The sequence below is a fragment of the Phyllobacterium sp. MT110 genome, assembly GCF_058792715.1.
Window position 1 is genome coordinate 108,366 of the sequence record NZ_JBXAFE010000001.1, and the last position, 23,347, is coordinate 131,712.

A 23,347-nucleotide genomic window follows, 5' to 3' on the forward strand; every position below is an offset into this window, starting at 1 on the left:
GAGCCCAAAATGTCCCTGATCCACGAAATCGATTTCGGCACGCCAGCTTCCAAATCTGAAAAGATGATCACCCTGACCATCGACGGCAACGAGATCACGGTACCCGAGGGCACCTCGATCATGCGCGCCTCGATGGAAGCGGGCATCAAGGTCCCGAAACTCTGCGCGACCGACATGGTCGATGCCTTCGGTTCCTGCCGTCTTTGCCTGATCGAGATCGAAGGGCGCAACGGCACGCCTGCCTCCTGCACAACCCCGGCCATGGAAGGTCTTGTCGTTCACACCCAGACCCAGCGCCTGAAGGACATCCGCAAAGGTGTGATGGAGCTCTATATTTCCGATCATCCGCTGGACTGCCTGACCTGCGCCGCCAATGGCGATTGCGAACTGCAGGACATGGCCGGTGCGGTCGGCTTGCGCGATGTACGTTACGGCTATCAGGGCGACAACCACGTCTTTGCCAAGGCGGACAACGTCGCCAATGACCGCTGGCTGCCCAAGGACGAATCCAATCCCTACTTCACCTACGACCCGTCGAAATGCATTGTCTGCTCGCGCTGCGTGCGGGCCTGCGAGGAGGTGCAGGGCACGTTTGCGCTGACCATCGAAGGGCGGGGTTTTTCCAGCCGCGTTTCACCCGGCATGCACGAACATTTCATCGACAGCGAGTGCGTTTCCTGCGGTGCCTGCGTGCAGGCCTGCCCGACCGCAACGCTGACAGAAAAGTCGGTCATCCAGATCGGCCAGCCGGAACATTCCAAAGTGACCACCTGCGCCTATTGCGGTGTCGGTTGCTCGTTCAAGGCGGAAATGCGCGGCGAGGAACTGGTGCGCATGGTTCCCTACAAGGACGGCAAGGCCAATCGCGGTCATTCCTGCGTCAAGGGCCGGTTTGCCTATGGCTACTCGACCCACAAGGATCGCATCCTCAACCCGATGATCCGCGAGAAGATTTCCGATCCGTGGCGCGAAGTCTCCTGGGATGAGGCCTACAAGCACGTTGCCAATGAATTCCGCCGCATCCAGTACCAGTATGGCCGCAACTCCGTCGGCGGCATCACCTCGTCGCGTTGCACCAACGAGGAAACCTACCTTGTACAGAAGCTGGTTCGTGCCGGTTTCGGCAACAACAATGTCGATACCTGTGCCCGCGTCTGCCATTCGCCGACGGGTTACGGCCTGAACAAGACATTCGGCACATCCGCTGGCACGCAGGATTTCGACAGTGTCGAGCACACGGATGTGGTTATCGTCATCGGTGCCAACCCGACCGATGGTCATCCGGTCTTTGCCTCGCGCCTGAAGAAGCGTCTGCGCAAGGGCGCCAAGCTCATCGTCATCGACCCGCGCCGCATCGACCTCGTGCGCTCGCCCCATGTCGCGGCGTCGTACCACCTGCCGCTGCGCCCCGGCACCAATGTGGCCGTGGTCACCTCGCTGTCCCACGTCATTGTCACGGAAGGCCTGTTCGACGAAAAATTCATCCGCGAGCGCTGCGACTGGGATGAGTTCCAGGATTGGGCTGCCTTTGTATCCGCACCCGAACACAGCCCCGAAGCGATCGAACAACTGACCGGTGTGCCGCCGCAGACGCTGCGTGAAGCCGCCCGGCTGTTCGCGACCGGCGGCAATGGCGCCATCTACTATGGCCTCGGCGTGACCGAGCACAGCCAGGGATCGACAACGGTCATGGCCATCGCCAACCTGGCCATGGCCACCGGCAATATCGGCCGCAAGGGCGTTGGCGTGAACCCGCTGCGCGGCCAGAACAATGTGCAGGGTTCCTGCGACATGGGTTCGTTCCCGCACGAGCTTCCCGGCTACCGCCATGTTTCCGGCGAAGCCACCCGCGATATCTTCGACAAGCTGTGGGGCGTCAAATTGCAGGACGAGCCGGGCCTACGTATCCCCAACATGCTGGATGCGGCCGTCGATGGCACGTTCAAGGGCATCTACATCCAGGGTGAGGACATTCTCCAGTCCGACCCCGATACAAAGCATGTGGCCGCCGGTCTTGCCGCCATGGAATGCGTCGTGGTCCACGATCTCTTCCTCAACGAGACCGCCAACTACGCCCATGTGTTCCTGCCGGGCTCGACCTTCCTCGAAAAGGACGGCACCTTCACCAATGCCGAGCGCCGCATCAACCGCGTGCGCAAGGTCATGAGCCCCAAGAACGGTTTTGCCGACTGGGAAGTTACCCAGAAACTGGCGCAGACCATGGGCCTCAACTGGAATTATACGCACCCGTCGCAGATCATGGATGAAGTTGCCCTGACCACGCCGAGCTTTGCCGGTGTGTCCTATGATCTCCTGGAAAAGGAGGGCTCCGTTCAGTGGCCGTGCAATGAAAAGGCGCCGCTGGGCACCCCGATCATGCACATCGAGAGTTTTGCTCGTGGCAAGGGCAAGTTCGTCCGCACGGAGTACGTGGCAACCGACGAAAAGACCGGGCCGCGATTCCCGCTTCTCCTCACCACCGGACGTATTCTCTCCCAGTATAATGTCGGTGCGCAGACCCGCCGCACCGACAACGTGGTCTGGCACGAGGAAGACCGGCTGGAGATTCATTCGCACGACGCCGAACAGCGCGGTATCCGCGACGGCGACTGGGTGAAGATAACAAGCCGCTCCGGTGAGACCACGCTGCGCGCGCTGATTACCGACCGGGTTTCGCCGGGTGTGGTCTATACGACCTTCCATCACCCGACGACGCAGGCCAATGTCATCACCACGGATTTCACCGACTGGGCGACCAATTGCCCGGAGTACAAGGTGACGGCGGTGCAGGTGGGTGCGTCCAACGGGCCGAGTGACTGGCAAGTCAAATATGACGAGCAGGCCCGCCAGAGCCGGCGCATCGCCCAGACGCTCGACGCGGCGGAATAACCATGGCCGGGCGCCCCACACGGTTGCAGGTCCCGCGCATCACCCGCCGCCGCAAGGGCGAGGGCGATGTCTACGCGACCGGCAGCCGCATGGTGCCCGAGGAAACGCCGGTCGCATTCAGCTACAATGGCACCACCCACGCGGTGATGATGGCAAGCCCGGCCGACATGGAGGATTTCGCCGTCGGCTTCAGCCTGTCGGAAGGCATTATTGCCCGGCTCGATGAAATCAGCGAAATCGCCGTTGAAGAGCATGGCGAGGGCATCGATATCCAGCTGCGCCTCGCCGATGTCGCCGGACAGGAACTCACCGACCGCCGCCGCCGCATGGCGGGACCCGTTGGCTGCGGGCTGTGCGGCATCGAGTCCATCGAGCAGGCGTTGAAGCCGGTGGCTTCGGTCGACGCGACGCGCCTGCAACTGACGCCGGGCGATCTGGCGCAGGCGGTGCGGCTGCTGTCGCCGCTGCAGCCGCTGCACAATGAAACCGGTGCGGTGCATGCGGCCGGGTTCTATGTTCCCGGCCAGGGTATCGTGGCCGCGCGCGAGGATGTCGGCCGCCACAACGCCCTCGACAAGCTTGCCGGTGCCCTGTGCCGAGCCGGCATCAGCGGTGCATCGGGCGCCGTTGTCATCACCAGCCGCGTCTCCATCGAAATGGTGCAGAAGGCGGCAATCATCGGCGCTTCCGTCCTGATTGCCGTATCTGCGCCGACGGCCTTGGCTGTGCGCACCGCGCAGGCGGCGGGCATGACGCTTGTTGCGCTGGTACGCGGCGATGAATTCGATGTCTTCACGCGTGCCGAGCGTATTCCGATCGCTGTAAATGCAGTGGCGAGTGCAACCGATGACACCGCTGCGTCCGGAAAATCCAACCTGGATCAGGCCTCGCCCACCCTTGTGCAAAGTCCAACCGTTCGATTGGTGCAATATGGATAATGAGAATCACCGGCAGTCGACCGCCGACAAGCTGGTCTATATGGCCAACCAGATCGCCACCTTCTTTCACACCCAGCCCAAGGATGAGGCGGTAGAGGGTGTGGCCGGCCACATCAACAATTTCTGGGAGCCGCGCATGCGTACCCAGCTCTTTGCCATCCTGGAAAAGGATGACAATGGCCTTGACCCGCTCGTGGTCGAGGCGGCGTCCCATATCCGCAAGCCGGCTTCCGCCTCGGCTTGAACGTTGCAAGGGCTGCATTTTGGCCGCTCGACGTGCGTTGCCACTTGATTGCAAGAGCGCCGGAGAACACCCGAACAAGAAGACGATCAGGCCGAACCGGAACCGGCCGATAAACTGAAATATTAAAACATGAATCACCGCCACAAGGGCTTGGAGGAGGAATTCACATGTCAGCAACCGACAGGGCAGAGCCGCGGATTTATGAAAACCCGGGTATTCTCGACCGGGAACGCATCGTTGCCAAAGCGGGTTTCAACCGCTGGCTGGTGCCGCCCGCAGCGCTTGCCATTCATCTTTGTATCGGCATGGCCTACGGGTTCAGCGTGTTCTGGCTGCCGCTGTCGCGCGCCATCGGTGTCGAGCAATCGGTCGCCTGCGCGGATCTCAACCTTCTGACAGCGCTTTTCACCACGAGCTGCGATTGGCGCGTCAGCGATCTCGGCTGGATCTACACGCTGTTTTTCGTGCTTCTTGGCTGTTCCGCCGCCATCTGGGGCGGCTGGCTTGAACGCGTCGGGCCGCGCAAGGCTGGCGTGGTCTCGGCCGTGTGTTGGTGCGGGGGCATGGTGCTGGCGGCCATTGGCGTCATCACGCACCAGCTCTGGCTCATGTGGGTCGGCGCCGGCGTGATTGGCGGTATCGGGCTCGGGCTCGGTTACATCTCTCCGGTGTCCACGCTGATCAAATGGTTTCCCGACCGGCGCGGCATGGCGACCGGCATGGCCATCATGGGCTTTGGTGGCGGTGCCATGATCGGGGCACCGCTGGCCAACCTTCTGATGAATCATTTCAAGGCACCGGATACTGTCGGCGTCTGGCAGACCTTTCTGGTCATGGCCGCCGGCTATTTCGTCTTCATGATGTGCGGCGCCTTCGGCTACCGTATTCCGCCGGCCGGCTGGCGTCCGGAAGGCTGGACACCGCCGACGGACGCCAAGGCGATGATCACCACGCGGCACGTGCATCTGCGCGATGCCCACAAGACGAAACAGTTCTGGCTGATCTGGGCCGTGCTCTGCCTCAACGTGTCCGCCGGTATCGGCGTGATCGGCATGGCTTCGCCCATGCTGCAGGAAATCTTTGCGGGCAAGCTCATCGGCCTGCCTGATGTCAGCTTCACCCAGCTGGATGCGGGCCAGAAAACCGCCATCGCCTCCATTGCCGCGGGCTTTGCCGGTCTGATTTCCCTGTTCAACATCGGCGGGCGGTTCTTCTGGGCCTCGCTCTCCGACCGGATCGGCCGCAAGGCCACCTATTTCACCTTCTTTGCGCTTGGCATCGTGCTCTATGCGCTGGCGCCGACCGCCGCCCATATGGGCAGCCAGGCGCTGTTCGTCGCGATTTTCTGCGTGATCCTGTCCATGTATGGCGGCGGCTTTGCCACGGTCCCGGCCTATCTCGCCGATATTTTCGGGACGCAGTTCGTCGGCGCCATCCATGGCCGGCTGCTGACGGCCTGGGCAACGGCGGGCATCGTCGGGCCTGTCGTGGTCAATTACATCCGTGAGTTTCAGATCAATGCGGGCGTGCCGCGCGATCAGGTCTATGACCGCACCATGTATATTCTCGCGGGTATGCTGGCGCTGGGCTTCATCGCCAACTTTTTTATCCGCCCGCTTGCATCGAAATGGTTCATGTCCGACGCCGAGGTCGCTGCCCTGCAGGCCAAGACCAAGACAGCCGATGCCGGCGCCACCGGCTCGTTCGGCATCGGCCATGGCGGGCTCGATGCCAAGGCGGCGCTCGCCTGGGCCGCCGTGGGTATTCCCATTCTCTGGGGTGTCTGGGTGACCGTGCAGCAGGCGGTCGTGCTGTTCCGATAACAACGTTCATATAGGTCAAGGCAGGCTCCGTTCGCGGGGCCTGTTTTTTGATTCCCGTTCAGCAGCTGCGCAGGCCGTAGGGGTCGAAGGGCAGGTCGGCCAGTTCATCGAGGCCCATGGCCTGCAGGGCAGGATGAGAGAGCGGATCACGGCGCCAGTGATCCAGCGCATCATGATCGACAGGACTGCTCTCCTCGCTGGGCGGAACGAGAGTCTCTGCAAACCATTTTGTTAGCCAGAAAATCTTCATCACACAGCTCCCATGAATCGAGGAATGTGCTATTTTGATCCCGTTCTCTGCGGTCAGCAATCAAGAATGGCGATATCTTGATGTAGAAAAACTGGATGAAGAATTTGCGTGATGAAGAATTTGAATAGGGTTCACATCAACGGATTGCGCGCTGTCGAGGCAATCGGGCGGCTGGGGTCATTGCCGAAAGCCGCCGCCGAGCTTGGTGTTTCGGTCAGTGCGGTCAGTCAGCAATTGATCCGGACGGAAGCACAGATCGGCCATGCGGTGTTCGACAGGACCCGGGCGGGGCTGGTCCCGACCTTCTTCGGCAAGGCCTTCATCGCCCGGCTCGAAGAGGGCTTTCAGCATCTGTCGCGCGCCGTGGCGCTGGCGGACGATGTTGAGCAGACCCTGCTTCTCTCCGTCGCCCCGACCTTCGCGTCAAAATGGCTGGTGCCACGACTGGGACGGCTGCGGGCGGCGCATCCCGAGATGAAGATCCGCATCGATCCTTCGCCTAGCGTGCTCGACCTGAAGAGTTCCGACATCGATCTCGCGATCCGGCTTGGCAGCGGCGAGTGGCGGGACGGCACGCCGGAATGCCTGCTGCCGCAAAGGATGTTCCCGGTCTGCACGCGCGGCTTTGCCGAACGCCTGACCGGACCGGCGGATATTTTCCGCCAGCCGATCATCTGTTACGAGAACCCCATGTTCAGCTGGGACGAATGGCAGGCCGCTGCCGGGCTCGATGGCCCGCTCGCCTTTGATGGCCCGACATTCTCCGATCCATGGCTGGCGGTCGAAGCAACGATCAGCGGGCAAGGCATCATGCTGGCCTGGGAGCTCTTTGTCGAAGACGCACTGGCAGACGGCCGGCTGGTCGCACCCTTTCCGCTGCGCGTGCCCTCCAATATCGCCTATTGGCTTGTTTCGCCGAAGAACCGCAAGCCGACCCAGCAAATGCAGCATTTCCAGGCGTGGATCCGTTCGGAAATCGCCGAAGACAACCGCGCTCCCACCGCATGATCTGTTGACAAGTTATACTGAAGTTTGAACAGTGCGGCTCACCACCATACGGGTTGCGTTGGGAGGACTTCATGTCTATGCGCGCGGTTATCGGCTTTTCGGTTTTTCTTCTCTCAGCCTTGGTTTCAGGGGCACCTGCCGGTGCCGCCGAAACGAATCGCGACATTGTCACGACCAAGGATGGCGACTATTTCGGTTTTGATCTGCGCACCGAACAGGACGTGACCCTCGACCAGTGCGAGGCGGTCTGTCTGGCCGAGACAAGCTGCAAGGCCTTCACCTACAATCCCAAGGTGAAATGGTGCTTCATGAAGTCCGACTTCAATGAACTGCACAGTTTTCCCGGCGCCATTGCCGGCAAGGTGGTCGAAACGACGAGCGAGCCGGATATCGGCGCCCCGCCAAGACTGGCGTTCCTGTCCGACCAGCTTGTGCAGGATGCGCGCCAGGTCAAGGCACGTCTCGCACTGACGGACGAGCAGAAGGGGCAGGGCGCCGCCAGCCTGAAGGAAACGGCCCGCGCGCAGCTCGCCGCCGGCAATATCGAAAATGCGCTGAATGCCTTCAAGGGCGCGCTGGCGGTTTCGCCGGAGGATGCGGATCTGTGGGTGGAGACCGCCCGCGCTGCCAACCGCGCCGACAAGAACACCTATGTTGCCGGCCAGGCGGCGCTGGCCGCCTACAATGGCTATCTCTTGACGCGCACGACCCAGAGCCGGGCCGACGCTCTCGCCGTGCTGGCAACCGCGTTGCAGAATGCCCAGAACTATCGCGCCGCGCTCAACGCCTACAAGGCGAGCCTTGCGCTTGTCGATGCGAAGACCGTCAACGCCGCCTATCTCGATCTGAAGGCCCGCCAGGGATTCCGTATCGTCAATCACACCATCGATGCGGATAGCGCCGCGCCGCGCGCCTGCGTGCAGTTCTCCGAGCCCCTGGTCAAAATGGGTACGGATTATGCGCCGTTCGTGACGCTGGACGGCGTCGCTCCCAAGGCGGTCGAAGCCAAGGGCAGTGAGATTTGCGTGGAAGGCCTGACCCACGGCCAGCGCTACAAGCTGGCGCTGCGTGCCGGCCTGCCGTCTTCTGTCGGCGAAGCGCTGGAAGGCCAGGTTGATCTCGATATCTACGTCAAGGACCGCTCGGCCGTCGTGCGCTTTACCGGCGACAGTTTCGTGCTGCCCAGCACCGCGCGCCGCGGCATTCCGATTGTTTCGGTCAATACCACCAGCGCCAACCTGAAGCTGTACCGCATCGGCGACCGCGGCATCGCCTCGCTGCTCACCAGCTCGCAGTTCCTCACCCAGATTGATAGCTACAACGCCCAGAAACTGCAGGATGAGTCCGGCGAACTGGTCTGGCAGGGGGCGATCGATATCCAGTCCGACCTCAACAAGGATGTCGTCACCAGTTTCCCGGTTGACGAAGCTTTGCCGAAACGCAAGCCGGGCGTCTATGTCCTGACCGCCGTTTCCACCGATGCCCACAGCAATGAATGGGATTCGCAGGCGACCCAGTGGTTCGTCGTTTCCGATATCGGGCTCTCCACCTATACCGGTACGGATGGGCTCAATGTCTTTGCGCGGTCGCTCGCAACCGCCCAGCCATTGATCGGCGTGGAATTGCAGCTCCTGGCCAAGAACAATGAAATTCTCGGCACGGCGATCACCGACACGGACGGGCGTGCGACATTTACCGCCGGATTGCTGCGCGGTACGGCCGCCATGACACCGGCTGTCATCACCGCCAAGAACGGCGACGCGGACTATGTCTTTCTTGACATGACACGGGCCGGTTTTGACCTGTCCGACCGCGGTGTGACCGGCCGCACGGCTCCCGGCGCAATCGATGTGCTCGCCTGGACCGAACGCGGCATCTACCGTGCCGGTGAAACCGTGCACGCATCGGCCCTTGCCCGCGATATCAGCGCCAAGGCGATCGAGAATCTGCCCTTGACCTTTGTATTCCGCCGCCCGGATGGGGTCGAAGACCGCCGCATGGTCAGCGATGGCGCAGCCCTTGGCGGCCACACGCTTGATCTGGCCCTGCAGGCCAACGCCATGCGTGGCACCTGGAACATGCAGATCTACACCGACCCGAAGGGGTCGCCCATTGCCGAAAAGTCCTTCATGGTCGAAGATTTTGTTCCCGACCGGGTCGAGTTCGACCTGACGAGCGAGGCAAAGGCCATCACCGTGGGCACGCCCACGCCGGTCAGTGTCGATGGCCGCTTCCTCTATGGTGCGCCGGCCGCAGGTCTCACGCTGGAGGGCGAGGTCAGCCTCAAGCCGACGCACGAGGATGCCAATTTCAAAGGCTATCGCTTTGGTCTGGCCGATGAACAGGGCAACCAGGATACGCGCATTCCGCTTGAGGATTTGCAGGCACTCGACGAGAACGGCAAGACAACGTTCGACGTCACGCTGAACGAAGTCCCGTCAACAACCCAATTGCTCAACGCCAATATCGTCGTGCGCATGCAGGAAGCGGGCGGGCGGGCCATCGAACGCAATTTGACGTTGCCGGTAAAATCACAGGGCGCGAAGATTGGCATCAAGCCCGAGTTCGACGGGGATCTGGCCGAAAATGCCATCGGCAAATTCCATGTGATCGGCGTTGACAACAACGGCCAGAAGCAGGCCATGAGCGGCCTGAGCTGGAAACTTGTTGCCGTCGAGCGCAATTACCAATGGTACCGGGATGGCAGTTCGTGGAAATATGAGCCCATCATTTCAACCAAGCTGGTTGCCAACGGCACGGTCGATGCAACCGCCGATGGCGCGGAGATTTCTGTTCCCGTGACTTGGGGCCGCTTCCGCCTGGAGGTTGAAACGGCTGATGTGGAAGGCCCGACATCCAGCGTCGAATTCGACGCGGGATATTATGTTGCCGCCACCTCGACCGAAACCCCGGACGGGTTGGAGATCGCCCTCGACAAGCAGAACTATGCGCCGGGCGATACGGCAAAGCTGAAAGTATCGCCGCGTTTTGCCGGGGAGCTTCTGGTGACGGTCGGTGCCGAGAGCCTGGTGGCGACCAAGCGCCAGAGCATTCCCGCTGAAGGTGGCGAGGTGGAAATTCCGGTCACGGCGGACTGGGGTGCCGGTGCCTATGTCACCGCAACGCTCTATCGTCCCGGCAATGACCGGGACAGCCACATGCCGATGCGCGCCATTGGCGTGAAATGGCTGGGGGTCAATCCGGGCGACCGCAATCTCGCGGTGAAGCTGGATACGCCCGAGAAAACATTGCCGCGCCAGCCACTGAACATTCCGGTTCAGGTGACCGGCGCAGGCGTTGGCGATACGGCCTATGTCACGGTTGCCGCCGTTGATGTCGGTATCCTCAATCTCACCCGTTACGAGGCGCCCAATCCCGATGGCTGGTATTTCGGCCAGCGGCAGCTGGGTCTGGAAATCCGCGATCTCTATGGCCGTCTGATCGATGGCTCGCAGGGTGCCGCCGGCCGTCTGCGCACCGGCGGCGATGGCGCACAGATGCCGTTGCAGGGCAGCCCGCCCACGGAAAAGCTCGTTGCGTTCTTCTCCGGTCCGGTCAAGCTTGACGCGGGGGGCAAGGCGAATGTCAGCTTCGATATCCCGCAGTTCAACGGGACAGCGCGGGTCATGGCGGTTGCCTGGTCCAAGGCCGGTGTCGGCCATGCCAGCAAGGATGTCATCATTCGCGATCCCGTCGTGGTAACGGCAAGCCTGCCGAAATTCCTGGCGCCCGGAGACAAGACGGCGCTGCGGCTTGATATCGCCAATACGGATGCCCCGGCAGGCGACTACCAGTTGCAGGTGACGAGCAATCAGGCCGTCGGCGTCGAGCAGCAGGCGGCCGCACAGACCGTCAAGCTGACGGCGGGCGGAAAGTTCAATCTGACACTGCCGCTCAAGGGCCAGCAGCCGGGTGACGGCGTTGTCTCGGTCAAACTGTCAAACGCCGCGGGTATTTCGCTGGAGCAATCGCTGAACATTCCGGTCCGCCCGGCTTCGCTGCCGATCACGGTGCGCAATCCCATCAAGATCGCACCGAACAGCACGCTGAAGATCGACCGCGAACTGCTGGCAAGCAGCCTGCTGCAGGGCGCATCGGTCAGCCTCAACGTGTCGCGGTCGTCGGCCTTCGATATACCGGCCTTGCTCATGACGCTCGACCGTTATCCCTATGGTTGTGCGGAGCAGACGACAAGCCGCGCCCTGCCGCTGCTTTATCTCAGCGAGCTGGCCAGGCAGTCGGGCCTTGCCGACGATGGCGATGTGCAGAAGCGGGTGCAGGAGGCAATCTTCCGTGTCCTGTCCTACCAGTCCTCTTCCGGCAGTTTCGGCCTGTGGGGTCCGGGTTCGGGTGATCTCTGGCTTGATGCCTATGTCACGGACTTCCTGACCCGCGCCCGCGAGCAGAAATATGACGTGCCGGAAAAGGCACTCGTCCAGGCATTGGAAAACCTGCAGAATTCGCTGAGCTACGACGTGAATGTCAAGGATCAGGGCAATCAGATCGCCTATGCGCTCTATGTTCTGGCCCGCAACCGCAAGGCTGCCGTCAGCGATCTGCGTTACTACGCCGATACGAAGCTGTCGGAATTCCCGACGCCATTGTCGCGCGCCCATCTGGCGGCGGCCCTGGCGCTTTACGGGGATGCGCAGCGGTCGCAGAGCATCTTTACCAATTCGCTGCAGATGTCGACGAAGGCGACCAATGTCAGCCTTGTGCGCTCGGATTATGGCTCGTCCCTGCGCGACGATGCGGCGGTTCTGGCGCTCGCCGCGGAAAGCCGGCCAGTCCCGGCCATCATTCCGCAGCTGTCGCAGATCGTTGCCAAGGAATGGGAGCGCAAGATCTATACCAGCACGCAGGAACAGACCTGGATGCTGCTGGCGGCACGCGCCATCCAGGGCGGCGACAACGATCTGAAGCTTGCCATCAATGGCGTGGCGCACACGGGTGGCTATGCCGCGCGGATGACTGGCGACGAGCTGATCGCCCAGCCGGTCAACATCACCAATGGATCGACCGAAGCCGTTTCGGCTGTCGTGACAACCGTTGCCGCACCGGCCCAGCCTTTGCCCGCTGGCGGCGATGGCTTCAACATCCAGCGGACCTACTACACGCTCGACGGATCGGAAGCCAATGTCAGTGAAGCCAAGCAGAATGAGCGCTATGTCGTTGTCCTCAAGGTCACCGAGAACAACAACTGGCCGTCGCGGGTGCTGATCACCGATCTTCTGCCCGCCGGTTTCGAGATCGACAATCCCGGCCTCGTCAACAGTGCACAACTGTCGAATTTCGACTGGATCGGCGAGGTGGAAGCCGCCCACACGGAATTCCGCAGCGACCGTTTCGTTGCCGCCTTCGATCGCAACACCGGCGACAACAGGGAAATCACCCTGGCCTATGTGGTCCGGGCCGTGACACCGGGTACCTACGATCATCCGGCAGCCAGCGTCGAGGACATGTATCGTCCGCAATTCTCCGCACGCACGGCCACGGGCCGGATGGAGGTCGTGGCGGCACAGTAAACAAGCCTTGGCTCAAGACCGGTTGATCCGATGATCACGTGGCGCACATTCTGTATCGGCATCTCCGCCAATCTGGTGGTGGCGACGGCGCTGGCCTTCGGCCTTGATCTTGCTGACAAAAAGTTTCCGCCACCGCTGGAAAAGGCGGTGGAAGTCTCGCCGGAAGTGATCGATGCCAATGGCCAGCTGCTCCGTGCCTTCGCCACATCGGAGGGGCGCTGGCGCCTGCGGACGACGGCCGCGGATGTCGATCCGCAGTTCATTCGCATGCTTGTCGCCTACGAGGATCAGCGCTTCTGGCAGCATCGCGGCGTCGACCCGCGGGCCGTGGCCCGCGCCGCACTGCAACTGGTCCGCAACGGCCGCATCGTTTCCGGCGGTTCGACCCTGTCCATGCAATTGGCGCGGCTGATCGAACCGCGGGAAGGGCGCTCGCTCAGTGCAAAATTTGCCCAGTTGGTGCGTGCGCTGCAGATCGAACGGCGTCTGACCAAGGCGCAGATTCTCGATCTCTATCTCACGCACGCGCCCTATGGCGGCAATCTGGAGGGTATCCGTGCCGCCAGCCTCGCCTATTTCGGCAAGGAGCCGCGCCGCCTGACCGTATCCGAATCCGCCTTGCTTGTGGCGTTGCCGCAATTGCCGGAAAAGCGCCGCCCCGACCGCAATCTCGCTGCAGCCGAGACGGCGCGCGAGCGGGTTCTGGACCGCATGGCCGTTGCCAAGGTGGTGGGTGAGGGTGAGGCCGAACGTGCCGGGCTGGTACCCATTCCTGCCCGCCGCCTGCAGCTCCCGGCCTATGCCGCGCATCTGGCGGAAGCCGCCTTGCGCCGGGAGCCGCAGGTCAACCGGCATCAGACCACGCTGCGCCGCCCGATCCAGCAGGGCCTTGAAGCCGTTGCCAAGGCTGCGGCGGCCAAGCTTGGCCCCAAAGTATCGATCGCCATGGTCATGGCCGATGCCCGCAGCGGTGAAATCGTCGGCGAAGTGGGCTCTGCCGATTATTTCGATGCCAGCCGCTCCGGCTGGATCGACATGACGCGGGTGATGCGCTCGCCCGGATCAACGCTGAAACCCTTCATCTACGGCCTCGCCTTCGAGGACGGGCTCGTTTCGCAGGAGACGATCATCGAGGACCGTCCAGCCGACTTCTTCGGTTACCGGCCGCGCAATTTCGACATGAGCTATCAGGGCGATGTCAGCATCAGGCAGGCGCTGCAACTGTCGCTGAACGTGCCTGCCGTCCGCCTGCTTGATGCGGTAGGCCCGACACGGCTGCTGGTCCACTTCCGCCGGGCGGAGGTGAGACCCGTGCTTCCCGCCAATGAAGCGCCGGGTCTGGCAATCGGCCTCGGCGGTGTCGGCATTACGCTGAAAGACCTGGTGCAGCTCTACGCCGCGCTGGCCAATCGCGGCAGGCCGGTGCTTCTGGGGGATGGCATTCAGGGTAAGCCGCAGCCCATCGAAGCCGAACCGCTGCTGGAACCGGTGGCGGCATGGCATGTCGCCGATATCCTGTCGGGTGTCATGCCGCCGCTGGGCGCGGCGCAGCGCGGCATCGCTTACAAGACAGGCACGAGCTACGGCTATCGCGATGCCTGGTCGGTCGGTTTCGATGGCAATTACGTGCTTGGTGTCTGGGTTGGCCGTCCGGATAATGGCGCTGTGCCAGGTATCACCGGTTTCGGCACGGCGGCACCGATCCTGTTCGAGGGATTTGTCAAATCCGGAGTGCCGGTCACGCCGCTGCCGCGCGCGCCAGGCGGCGCGGTGCGCATCGCGCAGGCGCAACTGCCGATCAGCCAGCGCCGCTTCACCCGGACATCGAACGGTCTGCTGGCTGCAACGACGCGCGAACCGGCACCGCAGATCGTCTATCCGCCGGAAGGCGCGCGGATCGAGCTTGGAGCGAAGACCGGCGGGACCCTGTCACCCCTCGCGCTGAAACTGCAGGGGGGACGCGCGCCGTTCCGCTGGTTGGCCAATGGCAAGCCCCTGCCCGATATGTCGCGCCGTCGTGACAACCAGTGGGTGCCGGACGGAGCCGGTTATTCGACCTTGACGGTCATCGATTCTGCCGGCCGTGCCGCAAGCGTCCGGATCTTTGTCGACTAGAAACAAAAAGCGGCGCCGAAGCGCCGCTCTTGTTTGACCGGGATCATTACCGGCCCTGGATCATCGATGCGATGATGCCGGATGCAATGCTGACCATGACGTAGTCATTGTTGACGCGCACCCAATGATAGCCGCGCGGCGGTGTCTTCAGGTGATAGCGATGATAGTCGCGCACCACGTTGCGGCGATAGTTGCTGGGCAGCTTGTGGCCGCGCACCCAGCGCGTCTTCTTCACGACGGTGCGTTCGTTGACGACCCGCTTCTTGACCATCCGGTCCTGCTGCTGATGGCCATAGCCTTGCTGCTGCTGCGCAAAGGCTGCAGGCGTTGCAATCAGGGAAATGGCAAGGGCTGCCAGGGCGATCTTTTTCATGTTGGTTCCTCGTTCATTGCAGGGTTTATGATCAAACACCATGCTGTTTTACGAGGGGCGAGATGAACCAAAACTGAACGTCAACCTAAACAATTTGTAATGTTTTAAATGGCTTAGCTGACGCATGGATGGTGTCGTGGATTGGTTGCCCTCCGCCCGCGGGCCGCATGCGCGGGGCGGAAGGCAACTGCTTCACAAAGCTCAGGCGTAGCGGCCGATGCCGAGTTCCGATGCGTCGACATCCGGCGTTTTGCCGGAAACAATGTCAGCCAGTACCCGGCCGGAACCGCACGACATGGTCCAGCCAAGGGTGCCGTGGCCGGTGTTGAGGTAGAGGTTCTGGTATCTGGTGCCGCCACCGATAATGGGCGGGCCGTCCGGCGTCATCGGGCGCAGGCCGGTCCAGAAGGTTGCCTTCGACAGATCGCCGCCACCGGGGAAGAGATCGCCGACCGAATGCTGCAATGTGGCTTTGCGTGCATCGCGCAAGGTCAGGTCATAGCCGGAGATTTCCGCCGTGCCGCCGACGCGGATGCGGTCGCCGAGCCGGGTGATTGCCACCTTGTAGGTCTCGTCCATGACCGTGGATTCCGGCGCGCAGCTGGCATCGGCGATGGGCACGGTGATGGAATAGCCCTTGATGGGGTAGACCGGTACCGGTACGCCGATGCGGCGCAGCAGGAATGGTGAATAACTGCCGAAAGCAACCACATAGGCATCCGCCGTCAGTTCTTCTGTCTCCGTCGACACGCTGGCAATGCGATTGCCGCTGGTGTTGATCGAGGTAACAGTGGTGTTGTAGCGGAAGGTCACACCCTTCTCGGCCGCAAGGGCCGCCAGCTTCTCCGTGAAGATCTTGCAATCGCCGGTTTCGTCGCCGGGAAGACGCAGACCGCCGACGAATTTCTCCCGCACATTGGCAAGGGCCGGCTCGGCGGCGATGCAACCTGCGGGATCAAGGAGTTCATAGGGCACGCCGAACTGCTTGAGCACTTCGATATCGCCGCCCGTGCCGTCATACTGGCTCTGCTTGCGGAAGAGCTGCAGGGTGCCCTGACTGCGCTCGTCATAGGCAATCCCGGTTTCCGAACGCAAATCACGCAGCGAGTCGCGGCTGTATTCAGCGATGGGGACCATGCGGATCTTGTTGCGGGCATAGCGCGCCGACGTGCAGTTGCGCAGCATCCGCACCAGCCACAGCGCCATATAGGGGTCGAATTTCGGCCGCACGACGAGCGGTCCGAAATGCATCAGCATCCATTTGATGGCTTTGAGGGGAACGCCGGGACCCGCCCATGGCGAGGAATAGCCGGGAGAGATTTCACCGGCATTGGCAAAACTCGTCTCCAGAGCCGGACCGGGCTGCCGGTCGACCACCACCACCTCGTGGCCCGCCTGGGCGAGATACCAGGCTGACGTGACGCCGACGACGCCACTTCCAAGGACGAGAACTTTCATAAGCGGAACGCTCCTTCAAACAACGCGAGATATGCCAGCCATTTCCGATGCCGGCGCAAGAGTGACTCGCACTCTGGGATGCCGCGGAAATTCTTTCCAGAGTTTTCTTGGGGAATGCGCTGAAATGTCTTGGTTTTTTGGAGTGTGCGCCTGAATTCAGGGCAAAATAAAAGGCCGGGTAAACCCGACCTTCTCAAATTCATCTCTGCTGTCAGTGCCAGTACATCCGTGGTCAAAGACGCGAAGACGAATTATTTTTAGCCAGCCTGAAGCTGGTCAGCAGTCATCTTGCCGGACTTGTTGTCACGAACCAGCTCGAAGCTGATCTTCTGACCGTCATTGAGGCTGCGCATACCAGCGCGCTCAACTGCGGAGATGTGAACGAACACGTCTGCCGAACCATCGTCTGGCTGAATGAAGCCGAAGCCTTTTGTGGAATTAAACCACTTTACTGTTCCAGTGCTCATAATGAACCCTTTCAAGGAATATGTTTTGGTCACCTACCATGCGACTGCACGATAGTTTTAGCTCGATTTTTGAAGAAGGATCGTTGAGAGCGCTTTGGCGCAATAAAACTAATAACAAACTACCAAATACCGATGGTTCATACATAGTGACTGTGAGACATTCCGTCAATGCTGCGCCAGAAAAAATAATTTAATTATAAAAACTTAGCGGAATTCGACTAATGATTCTGATGTTTTTATTGAACAATATTTCGCCAATACCAGCGATCATTTAATAAAGCGCAAGCATTTCCCGATGCGGATAAACGGGTTCCCACGCGGCCGCAAGGCCCCGTCAAAGTCGGGCAGGATACGTATGGGGCGCTATTTGCCTTTGGTGGCGAGCGTCACCTTTGCCTTGGCTTTTGCCGGCTTCTTGGCTGGCTTCAAGGCGTTCTCAGCTTCTTCTTCCGCTTCCTTGGCCAGACGCAATGCCTTCAGGCGCGCGGTCTTGCTTTCCCACTTTGCGGTCTCGTCATTGATAATGGCGGATGCAGCTGCGGTTGTGGCCAGGCTTTTCTGTTCCGAAGGACTGAGAACCCGCTTCGGGCGGACACCAACTTCAGGCAATTGTTTTGGACTGTGTTTCATCGTGTCTCGCATTTTTGAGCCACAATCATCGCACGCGGCGGTTCACAAGTCTATCGTGCATTCCGATTCTGTCCCGGCGTCCAGCCCCGCGCAAAGCCATAGGACATGGCCAGGGAGGCATATTCAATCTCCCGCAACAGGAACTCACGCTCGGCCAGAAGCGCCGCTATTGTCGCCCGGACATCACCCTGATGATAAGCCAATGCCTCGTCAATTTCATCGTCCGGCTGTTTCAATATCGCATTCATTGGATTCTCCTTCGCAATCCAGAATGGCACAATCCGGTCCACGTGAAAAGAAATTTGTTCCTGTTTTGTTCTAATTTTACTCTTGACGCGTGTTTCGGGTTGTATCGCTGGAAGAAGGGGAGCGGCCGCAGGGACAGGGGTATGTATGTGCGGTGCGGCGCCATCATCGGGATGGCGCCGCACCTGAACAATCGGGTGTTGGCGTGCCGGGCATGCCCTTAGCTCTTGGGCTTGCCCTTGCTGGCGACTTCCGTCTGTTTGCCGATCGAACTTGCAAACGGAACAGCGGTCTTTACCTCTACCTTGTCCTTCTTTGGTTTACGTACTTCGCGGTTGCTGCGTTGTTGACCTTTAGCCATGGTGGTTCTCCTTCAGGTTTCGGGTAGGGATCGGGGCGGGAAGTGATTAGCCGGGCCGGGACTGATCCTCGAGAAGCGCAGCTTCCAGATCGAAATGGTCGATCGGGAAAACCTGCTGGGTGCCAAGCTTCGACGACCGGGCCGGAACATGGATGTAGGTGGCCACGCGGCGATATGCAGCGCGGGACAACCCGTCAACGAGTTCTTCATCCTGATCCACGTCGTAATCGCCGGCGGGCAAAGGCTTGTCCACACCCTTCAACACGAATGGTGCGTCGAAGTGGACGATGGAATGTGTCGTGCGCGTGAACATGCCAATCCTCCTTTGGAAGTGGCAAGCAGCGGAAGCTGGCCTGCTGTGTTCTCATCCCGGCGGGTGCCGGAGATCAGTCGTCATGCAACGTTCAAAAAACCGTCGTCATTTTGGAACGAGATTGGCGGGTCGAGAACCTCTGACGCTGCGAAGAGCCAAATCTGAAACGAGGATATCCAAAAGGCGATAGCAAAACAATCGTCATGATTTGCGGTTTATTTGCGGCCCTGTATCTCTGGTGGCGGAACGGTGATAGGGTGCGTCCACTTGCCAAAATGCTGCACGTCCAACCGCTGGATCATCGGTCCACAGCGGCCCTATGGCATTTCCGTTGGAGGAAAAATCATGATGTTATTACGAGTGTTGAGCTTTCTGAAAGGCATGAGGATGCCGGTTACCCAAGCACCGGTTGCCGGTGTCAAACCAGCCAAGCCGATCCCGCCGGTCAAGAGCAAGACGCGGCGCGACATTGCGGACAGTGACGGTAAAATACGGCGTCAAAAGCATATGGTTGAATGCAACCGGCTGATCTGATCTGAAGCAGGGCGTGGCGCCGCTCCCCGGTGGCGCCGTTCTCAAGAGCGTTCATTCTATCCCAGAACGCCCGCAAAGCTTTTCGTCAGCTTTCCCTGCCGGAACGCCTCGGCGATAAAATCAACAAATACCCGCGTTTTTGCGGGCAGCAGCCTGCGGCTGGCATAATAGATCGATACGGCCCCGGCGTCGGCGTACCAGTCCGGCAAGAGGCGCACGAGCTCGCCATTTTCCAGGTGCGGCAGGGCAACGGGGGCAGAGAGGATGGTCACGCCCAGGCCGAGCAGAGCCCCCTGACGCATGGCGGCGGGGTCGTTGACCACAATCCTGTCCCGGATATGCGCCGGCATTTCCATTCCAGCGCTGTTGCGCATCATGCGCACCGGAATGCGCCCGGTGCGCTGCTGGCGCAGGACAATCCCGTCCATCGTCGCCAGCCCGGCCGGATCCGCTGGAAATGCGCGGCCCCGCATGTAGGCCGGAGATGCCACAGCTATGAGATGAAGTGTTGCAAGCGATCGGGACACGACACCGGGCAGAAGTTCGAAGCCGCCGCCGATGGCCGCATCGAAACCTTCCGCGATCAGGTCGACCTGCCGGTTCTCGAAATGCCATTCCGGCCGGATCAACGGAAAGCGCTCGAGAAAGGCCGGGAGCAGCGGCATGACAAACCCGATGCCGAGCGTCGGGCTCATGCTGACCTTGAGCACACCGGCGGGTTCGTCGCGATGCGCCGCAACATTGGCGATCGCCGCCTGCAGATCCTCGAGATTTGTGCGGACCGCCTGCAGGAAGCGCTCGCCTTCCTCCGTCAGGGCCAGATTTCGCGTGCTGCGATGAAACAGCCGCACGCCAAGATTGCGTTCAAGCATGGCCACGTTCCGGCTGACCGCCGCAGGCGTCAGCGACAGGCGCCGCGCCGCTGCCGAGAAACCTCCGGTTTCGGCGCTGCGCACGAACGACTCCAGATTGGCCAAGGTTTCCATATCCATACCTTCAACTGATGATTGAAAATATTTAAAGCTATTACCTGCTTTTCGTCAATGAATGGATAGCCCATTCTTATGTCATGCAATTTCATGCATTCGCAAAAAGGAACAAGATCATGAGCATTGGTATTATCGGAGCCGGGCTGATCGGCACGGCTTTTGCGCGGGCATTGGCCCGGGCCGGCATCGAAGCAACCATTTCCAACAGCCGCGGACCGGACTCGTTGAAGGAACTGGTTTGCGAACTCGGGCCGTCCATCAAGGCCGGCACCGTAGAGCAGGCGGCAAGCGCGGATATTGTTGTGATTGCCGTCAACTGGTCGAAACTGCCGCAGGCTTTGGCCGGTCTGCCCGCCTGGAACGGCCGCATCGTCATCAACGCCAACAATGCCATCGAAGCCCCGTCCTTCAAGCCCGTTGATCTCAAGGGGCGCCTGCCGAGCGACGTCGTCGGCGATCTCGTGCCGGGCGCAAAACTGGTGAAGGCACTCAACCATCTGCCCGCAGCCTTGCTTGCGGGCGACCCCAAGGCCGAAGGCGGTCAGCGCGTGCTGTTCTATTCCGGCGACGATGCGGACGCCAAGGCGAAGGTCGGCGCCCTGTTTGAAAAGCTTGGCTTTTTCCCGCTCGATCTGGGCAGCCTGGCGACGGGTGAGAAGATGGCGGGGTTCCCCGGCGGCCCGCTCGCCGTCCTTAATCTGGTGAAGTTCGGCTGATGACAAGCGAAGGGCCTGTCCCACGGGCAGGCCCTTGCAGAATTATACGGCCGCAAGGCGGCCTGCAGGCCCGCATCGGGCTGGGGCTCATTGCCGCCGATATCGGGTGCATGGAAATGCCCGGTTCCACCTCTCAACATGCTGTCCTGGCCGCCTAATTTGCCTCAGGCACTTTTATATTCGGCAAATGATGTTACATTGGCTTCAACGTTAATGAACAAGCGCCTTGCCTGCGTCCTCCAGAGGTTCGCGCGGCGCCCGAAGGATAAGATTTTGAAAGACCCCGAATCGGGCGCCCGCAAAGCGTCGAACGAAGGGGCGTCTGGCGGTCATACGGTGTCGAATGGCATCCCAGGTCCCGCCAAGAACGGACCCGGACCACAAGGGGATTCTGCGCGTCAACCGCAGGAGAGCCGGTCCGATTCCCGGGAAGGACGCTTCGAGAAAAACCCCAAGAAACGGGCGCGCCGTCGTCGGCGCGGCAAGTCGAAACACGGTGCTGTTTCGGCGCAAAACCCTGTTGCCTCCGCCGCACCTGCGCATCCGGCGGGAGAAGCCGATGCCGCAGCGCCGGTCAAAACCGGCAAAAAGCGCCGCCCCAACCGCCACAGGCGCCGGGGGCGTTCCGGCGCAAAACAGCAGGAAACCGTTGTCGCGGCGACTGTGGAACAGAACAGTCCGGCCAAACCATCCGAACCTGACAACCCGCGGCGCGAACCCAGATATGCCGGTGCTCCGCTCTATGCAGCGCTGGATCTGGGCACGAACAACTGCCGCCTGCTGGTGGCAACGCCGACGCGGCCGGGCCAGTTCCGTGTGATCGATGCGTTTTCGCGCATTGTCCGTCTTGGCGAGGGGCTGGGTGCAACCGGGCGCCTGAGCCCGAATGCCATGAGCCGAGCCATCGAGGCGCTGAAGATTTGCCGCGACAAGCTGGAAAACCACGATGTGCGGCGCGCCCGCCTCATCGCCACCGAGGCCTGCCGCCAGGCGGAAAACGGTGCGGAATTCCTGCATCAGGTCAAACACGAGACCGGCCTTGATCTGGAGATCATCAACCGCCAGACCGAGGCCCGCCTTGCGGTTTCCGGCTGCGGCACGCTGGTCGAGCGCGAAACCGATGCGGTTGTGCTGTTCGATATTGGCGGCGGCTCCTCCGAGATTGCCCTGATCGACCTGTCGGAGCGCCGTTCGCCGCGCCTGGCCGAGCATATCATTGCCTGGACATCGCTGCCTGTTGGCGTCGTCACGCTGGCGGAGCGTTTTGGCGGCCGCGATGTGACGACCGACAATTTCGCCGTCATGGTCAATCACGTGGCGGAACTCCTCAATGATTTCTCCGAACGGCACAAGCTCGGCGATCTCGTCAACAGCCAGAATTTTCACCTGCTCGGCACCTCCGGCACGGTGACGACGCTTGCCGGCATTCATCTTGGTCTCGACCGCTATGACCGGCGCCGCATCGATGGTATCTGGATGCAGAACGACGACGTGACCGAGATGACGAGCAGGCTCCTGTCGTGGAGTTTTGACGAACGGGTTGCCAATCCCTGCATCGGTGCCGACCGGGCGGATCTTGTTCTTGCCGGTTGCGCCATTCTGGATGCAATCCGCAATGTCTGGCCCAGCCAGAAGCTGCGCGTGGCTGATCGCGGCCTGCGCGAAGGTATTTTGACTGAACTCATGTCGCGCGATGGCGCGTGGCGCAATCGGTGGTTTCGCGCCAATGTCGCGTAAAAGAGGGGCGTACATTCCCAATGGCTAAGACAACAACAGGCGGGCGCGGCGGTACGGGTACGCGCGGCCTGCATACCAAGATCAAGAAGAAGGCGGGCACGATCAAGGAATCGTCGCGCCGCTGGCTGGAACGTCATATCAACGATCCCTATGTGCAGCGGTCAAAGGCCGATGGCTATCGGTCGCGCGCGGCCTACAAGCTCATCGAGATCGATGACCGCTACAAGATCCTGAAAAAGGGTCAGCGCATCATCGATCTGGGCGCCGCCCCCGGTGGCTGGAGCCAGATTGCTGCGGGGATTGTCGGCTCTCCCGAGGACGCGCCGACGGTTGTCGGCATCGATTATCTGCACATCGATCCCTTGCCGGGCGTAACGCTGCTCGAGATGGATTTCCTCGACGATGCCGCGCCGGACAAACTGATCGAAGCGCTGGGCGGCCAGCCGGATATCGTGTTGTCGGATATGGCCGCTCCCACCACGGGGCACCGCCGCACCGACCATATCCGCACGACGCATCTGTGCGAAGTGGCGGCGGACTTTGCGGTTTCCGTGCTGCGGCCGGGTGGTCACTTCCTGACCAAGACCTTTCAGGGCGGCACGGAAAACGAAGTGCTGACCCTGCTCAAGCAGCACTTCAAATCCGTGCATCACGTCAAGCCGCCGGCCTCGCGCGCCGAGTCCGTGGAACTTTACCTGCTCGCCCGCGATTTCAAGGGCCGGTCCTAAACG

The 23,347-nt window shown here is 61.1% G+C and carries 20 protein-coding genes; 11 read left to right on the forward strand and 9 right to left on the reverse strand.

What is annotated here, in order from left to right; translation table 11 throughout:
- Positions 1-9 precede the first annotated feature (9 nt).
- The 4 genes from fdhF (at position 10) to AC1Q5O_RS00565 (ending at position 5,894) form a co-directional block, all read left to right on the forward strand.
- Entirely contained in the window at positions 10-2,889 is a 2,880-nt protein-coding gene (fdhF, locus tag AC1Q5O_RS00550) for a formate dehydrogenase subunit alpha (RefSeq protein ID WP_464662838.1), read from the forward strand.
- A 2-nt stretch (positions 2,890-2,891) separates the two neighbouring features.
- Positions 2,892-3,827: a formate dehydrogenase accessory sulfurtransferase FdhD gene (gene fdhD, locus AC1Q5O_RS00555; RefSeq protein WP_492561567.1), complete on the forward strand. Its 936-nt coding sequence runs from the start codon at positions 2,892-2,894 to the stop codon at positions 3,825-3,827.
- On the forward strand, positions 3,820-4,071 hold the full coding sequence (locus AC1Q5O_RS00560; RefSeq protein WP_492561568.1) for a formate dehydrogenase subunit delta: 252 nt from the start codon (positions 3,820-3,822) through the stop codon (positions 4,069-4,071). The genes fdhD and AC1Q5O_RS00560 overlap by 8 nt, the downstream gene beginning before the upstream one ends.
- A 167-nt stretch (positions 4,072-4,238) precedes the next feature.
- Positions 4,239-5,894, forward strand: coding sequence for an OFA family MFS transporter (locus AC1Q5O_RS00565; protein WP_403170177.1), 1,656 nt, complete (start codon positions 4,239-4,241; stop codon positions 5,892-5,894).
- 58 nt (positions 5,895-5,952) lie between these two features.
- Here the strand turns inward: AC1Q5O_RS00565 and AC1Q5O_RS00570 are convergent, their stop codons facing one another.
- Positions 5,953-6,144, reverse strand: coding sequence for a hypothetical protein (locus AC1Q5O_RS00570; RefSeq protein WP_492561569.1), 192 nt, complete (start codon positions 6,142-6,144; stop codon positions 5,953-5,955).
- A 111-nt stretch (positions 6,145-6,255) separates the two neighbouring features.
- Between AC1Q5O_RS00570 and AC1Q5O_RS00575 the strand changes: the two genes are divergently transcribed.
- The 3 genes from AC1Q5O_RS00575 to pbpC all read left to right on the forward strand — a co-directional run bounded on the left by AC1Q5O_RS00575 (position 6,256) and on the right by pbpC (position 14,792).
- A complete protein-coding gene (locus AC1Q5O_RS00575; protein WP_492561570.1) occupies positions 6,256-7,152 on the forward strand; it encodes a LysR substrate-binding domain-containing protein in 897 nt (298 codons plus the stop codon).
- Between the two features lie 77 nt (positions 7,153-7,229).
- A complete protein-coding gene (locus tag AC1Q5O_RS00580; protein ID WP_492563044.1) occupies positions 7,230-12,677 on the forward strand; it encodes an alpha-2-macroglobulin family protein in 5,448 nt (1,815 codons plus the stop codon).
- A gap of 30 nt (positions 12,678-12,707) precedes the next feature.
- A complete protein-coding gene (pbpC, locus tag AC1Q5O_RS00585; protein WP_492561571.1) occupies positions 12,708-14,792 on the forward strand; it encodes a penicillin-binding protein 1C in 2,085 nt (694 codons plus the stop codon).
- Between the two features lie 46 nt (positions 14,793-14,838).
- On the opposite strand, the gene AC1Q5O_RS00590 is transcribed toward pbpC, so the two are convergent.
- The 7 genes from AC1Q5O_RS00590 to AC1Q5O_RS00620 form a co-directional block, all read right to left on the reverse strand.
- A complete protein-coding gene (locus tag AC1Q5O_RS00590; protein ID WP_288194877.1) occupies positions 14,839-15,165 on the reverse strand; it encodes an RcnB family protein in 327 nt (108 codons plus the stop codon).
- A 201-nt stretch (positions 15,166-15,366) separates the two neighbouring features.
- On the reverse strand, positions 15,367-16,623 hold the full coding sequence (locus AC1Q5O_RS00595) for a D-amino acid dehydrogenase (RefSeq protein WP_403170189.1): 1,257 nt from the start codon (positions 16,621-16,623) through the stop codon (positions 15,367-15,369).
- A 257-nt stretch (positions 16,624-16,880) separates the two neighbouring features.
- Positions 16,881-17,090 (reverse strand): cold-shock protein, encoded by a 210-nt coding sequence (locus tag AC1Q5O_RS00600; RefSeq protein ID WP_091881096.1) that lies wholly within the window; start codon positions 17,088-17,090, stop codon positions 16,881-16,883.
- Positions 17,091-17,453: 363 nt separating this feature from the next.
- Positions 17,454-17,720, reverse strand: a complete 267-nt coding sequence (locus tag AC1Q5O_RS00605) for a hypothetical protein (RefSeq protein ID WP_105736820.1) — start codon at positions 17,718-17,720, stop codon at positions 17,454-17,456.
- Positions 17,721-17,770: 50 nt separating this feature from the next.
- The gene (locus tag AC1Q5O_RS00610) at positions 17,771-17,968 is read right to left on the reverse strand and encodes a hypothetical protein (RefSeq protein WP_346307327.1); all 198 of its coding nucleotides are present in this window, start codon (positions 17,966-17,968) and stop codon (positions 17,771-17,773) included.
- Between the two features lie 218 nt (positions 17,969-18,186).
- Positions 18,187-18,327 carry a hypothetical protein gene (locus tag AC1Q5O_RS00615; RefSeq protein WP_171974043.1) on the reverse strand — a complete coding sequence of 47 codons (141 nt, stop codon included), beginning with the start codon at positions 18,325-18,327 and terminating at the stop codon, positions 18,187-18,189.
- A gap of 46 nt (positions 18,328-18,373) precedes the next feature.
- The gene (locus tag AC1Q5O_RS00620; protein WP_464662844.1) at positions 18,374-18,640 is read right to left on the reverse strand and encodes a hypothetical protein; all 267 of its coding nucleotides are present in this window, start codon (positions 18,638-18,640) and stop codon (positions 18,374-18,376) included.
- 345 nt (positions 18,641-18,985) lie between these two features.
- Here AC1Q5O_RS00620 and AC1Q5O_RS00625 point away from each other — a divergent pair, with 345 nt between their 5' ends.
- Positions 18,986-19,174, forward strand: coding sequence for a hypothetical protein (locus AC1Q5O_RS00625; protein ID WP_492561572.1), 189 nt, complete (start codon positions 18,986-18,988; stop codon positions 19,172-19,174).
- A gap of 56 nt (positions 19,175-19,230) precedes the next feature.
- Here AC1Q5O_RS00625 and AC1Q5O_RS00630 read toward each other — a convergent pair whose 3' ends face one another.
- Positions 19,231-20,160 carry a LysR family transcriptional regulator gene (locus AC1Q5O_RS00630; protein WP_403170198.1) on the reverse strand — a complete coding sequence of 310 codons (930 nt, stop codon included), beginning with the start codon at positions 20,158-20,160 and terminating at the stop codon, positions 19,231-19,233.
- 119 nt (positions 20,161-20,279) lie between these two features.
- Here AC1Q5O_RS00630 and AC1Q5O_RS00635 point away from each other — a divergent pair, with 119 nt between their 5' ends.
- The 3 genes from AC1Q5O_RS00635 (at position 20,280) to AC1Q5O_RS00645 (ending at position 23,344) form a co-directional block, all read left to right on the forward strand.
- The gene (locus AC1Q5O_RS00635; RefSeq protein WP_492561573.1) at positions 20,280-20,879 is read left to right on the forward strand and encodes an NADPH-dependent F420 reductase; all 600 of its coding nucleotides are present in this window, start codon (positions 20,280-20,282) and stop codon (positions 20,877-20,879) included.
- Positions 20,880-21,152: 273 nt separating this feature from the next.
- On the forward strand, positions 21,153-22,616 hold the full coding sequence (locus AC1Q5O_RS00640; RefSeq protein WP_492561574.1) for a Ppx/GppA phosphatase family protein: 1,464 nt from the start codon (positions 21,153-21,155) through the stop codon (positions 22,614-22,616).
- A 20-nt stretch (positions 22,617-22,636) separates the two neighbouring features.
- On the forward strand, positions 22,637-23,344 hold the full coding sequence (locus AC1Q5O_RS00645) for an RlmE family RNA methyltransferase (RefSeq protein ID WP_346307323.1): 708 nt from the start codon (positions 22,637-22,639) through the stop codon (positions 23,342-23,344).
- The last annotated feature ends 3 nt before the right edge of the window (positions 23,345-23,347 follow it).

Coding starts and splice junctions, on each gene's coding strand:
- fdhF (WP_464662838.1), top strand. CDS start 10: ATGTCCCTGATCCACGAAATCGATTTCGGCACGCCAGCTTCCAAATCT.
- fdhD (WP_492561567.1), top strand. CDS start 2,892: ATGGCCGGGCGCCCCACACGGTTGCAGGTCCCGCGCATCACCCGCCGC.
- AC1Q5O_RS00560 (WP_492561568.1), top strand. CDS start 3,820: ATGGATAATGAGAATCACCGGCAGTCGACCGCCGACAAGCTGGTCTAT.
- AC1Q5O_RS00565 (WP_403170177.1), top strand. CDS start 4,239: ATGTCAGCAACCGACAGGGCAGAGCCGCGGATTTATGAAAACCCGGGT.
- AC1Q5O_RS00570 (WP_492561569.1), bottom strand. CDS start 6,144: ATGAAGATTTTCTGGCTAACAAAATGGTTTGCAGAGACTCTCGTTCCG.
- AC1Q5O_RS00575 (WP_492561570.1), top strand. CDS start 6,256: ATGAAGAATTTGAATAGGGTTCACATCAACGGATTGCGCGCTGTCGAG.
- AC1Q5O_RS00580 (WP_492563044.1), top strand. CDS start 7,230: ATGCGCGCGGTTATCGGCTTTTCGGTTTTTCTTCTCTCAGCCTTGGTT.
- pbpC (WP_492561571.1), top strand. CDS start 12,708: ATGATCACGTGGCGCACATTCTGTATCGGCATCTCCGCCAATCTGGTG.
- AC1Q5O_RS00590 (WP_288194877.1), bottom strand. CDS start 15,165: ATGAAAAAGATCGCCCTGGCAGCCCTTGCCATTTCCCTGATTGCAACG.
- AC1Q5O_RS00595 (WP_403170189.1), bottom strand. CDS start 16,623: ATGAAAGTTCTCGTCCTTGGAAGTGGCGTCGTCGGCGTCACGTCAGCC.
- AC1Q5O_RS00600 (WP_091881096.1), bottom strand. CDS start 17,090: ATGAGCACTGGAACAGTAAAGTGGTTTAATTCCACAAAAGGCTTCGGC.
- AC1Q5O_RS00605 (WP_105736820.1), bottom strand. CDS start 17,720: ATGAAACACAGTCCAAAACAATTGCCTGAAGTTGGTGTCCGCCCGAAG.
- AC1Q5O_RS00610 (WP_346307327.1), bottom strand. CDS start 17,968: ATGAATGCGATATTGAAACAGCCGGACGATGAAATTGACGAGGCATTG.
- AC1Q5O_RS00615 (WP_171974043.1), bottom strand. CDS start 18,327: ATGGCTAAAGGTCAACAACGCAGCAACCGCGAAGTACGTAAACCAAAG.
- AC1Q5O_RS00620 (WP_464662844.1), bottom strand. CDS start 18,640: ATGTTCACGCGCACGACACATTCCATCGTCCACTTCGACGCACCATTC.
- AC1Q5O_RS00625 (WP_492561572.1), top strand. CDS start 18,986: ATGATGTTATTACGAGTGTTGAGCTTTCTGAAAGGCATGAGGATGCCG.
- AC1Q5O_RS00630 (WP_403170198.1), bottom strand. CDS start 20,160: ATGGAAACCTTGGCCAATCTGGAGTCGTTCGTGCGCAGCGCCGAAACC.
- AC1Q5O_RS00635 (WP_492561573.1), top strand. CDS start 20,280: ATGAGCATTGGTATTATCGGAGCCGGGCTGATCGGCACGGCTTTTGCG.
- AC1Q5O_RS00645 (WP_346307323.1), top strand. CDS start 22,637: ATGGCTAAGACAACAACAGGCGGGCGCGGCGGTACGGGTACGCGCGGC.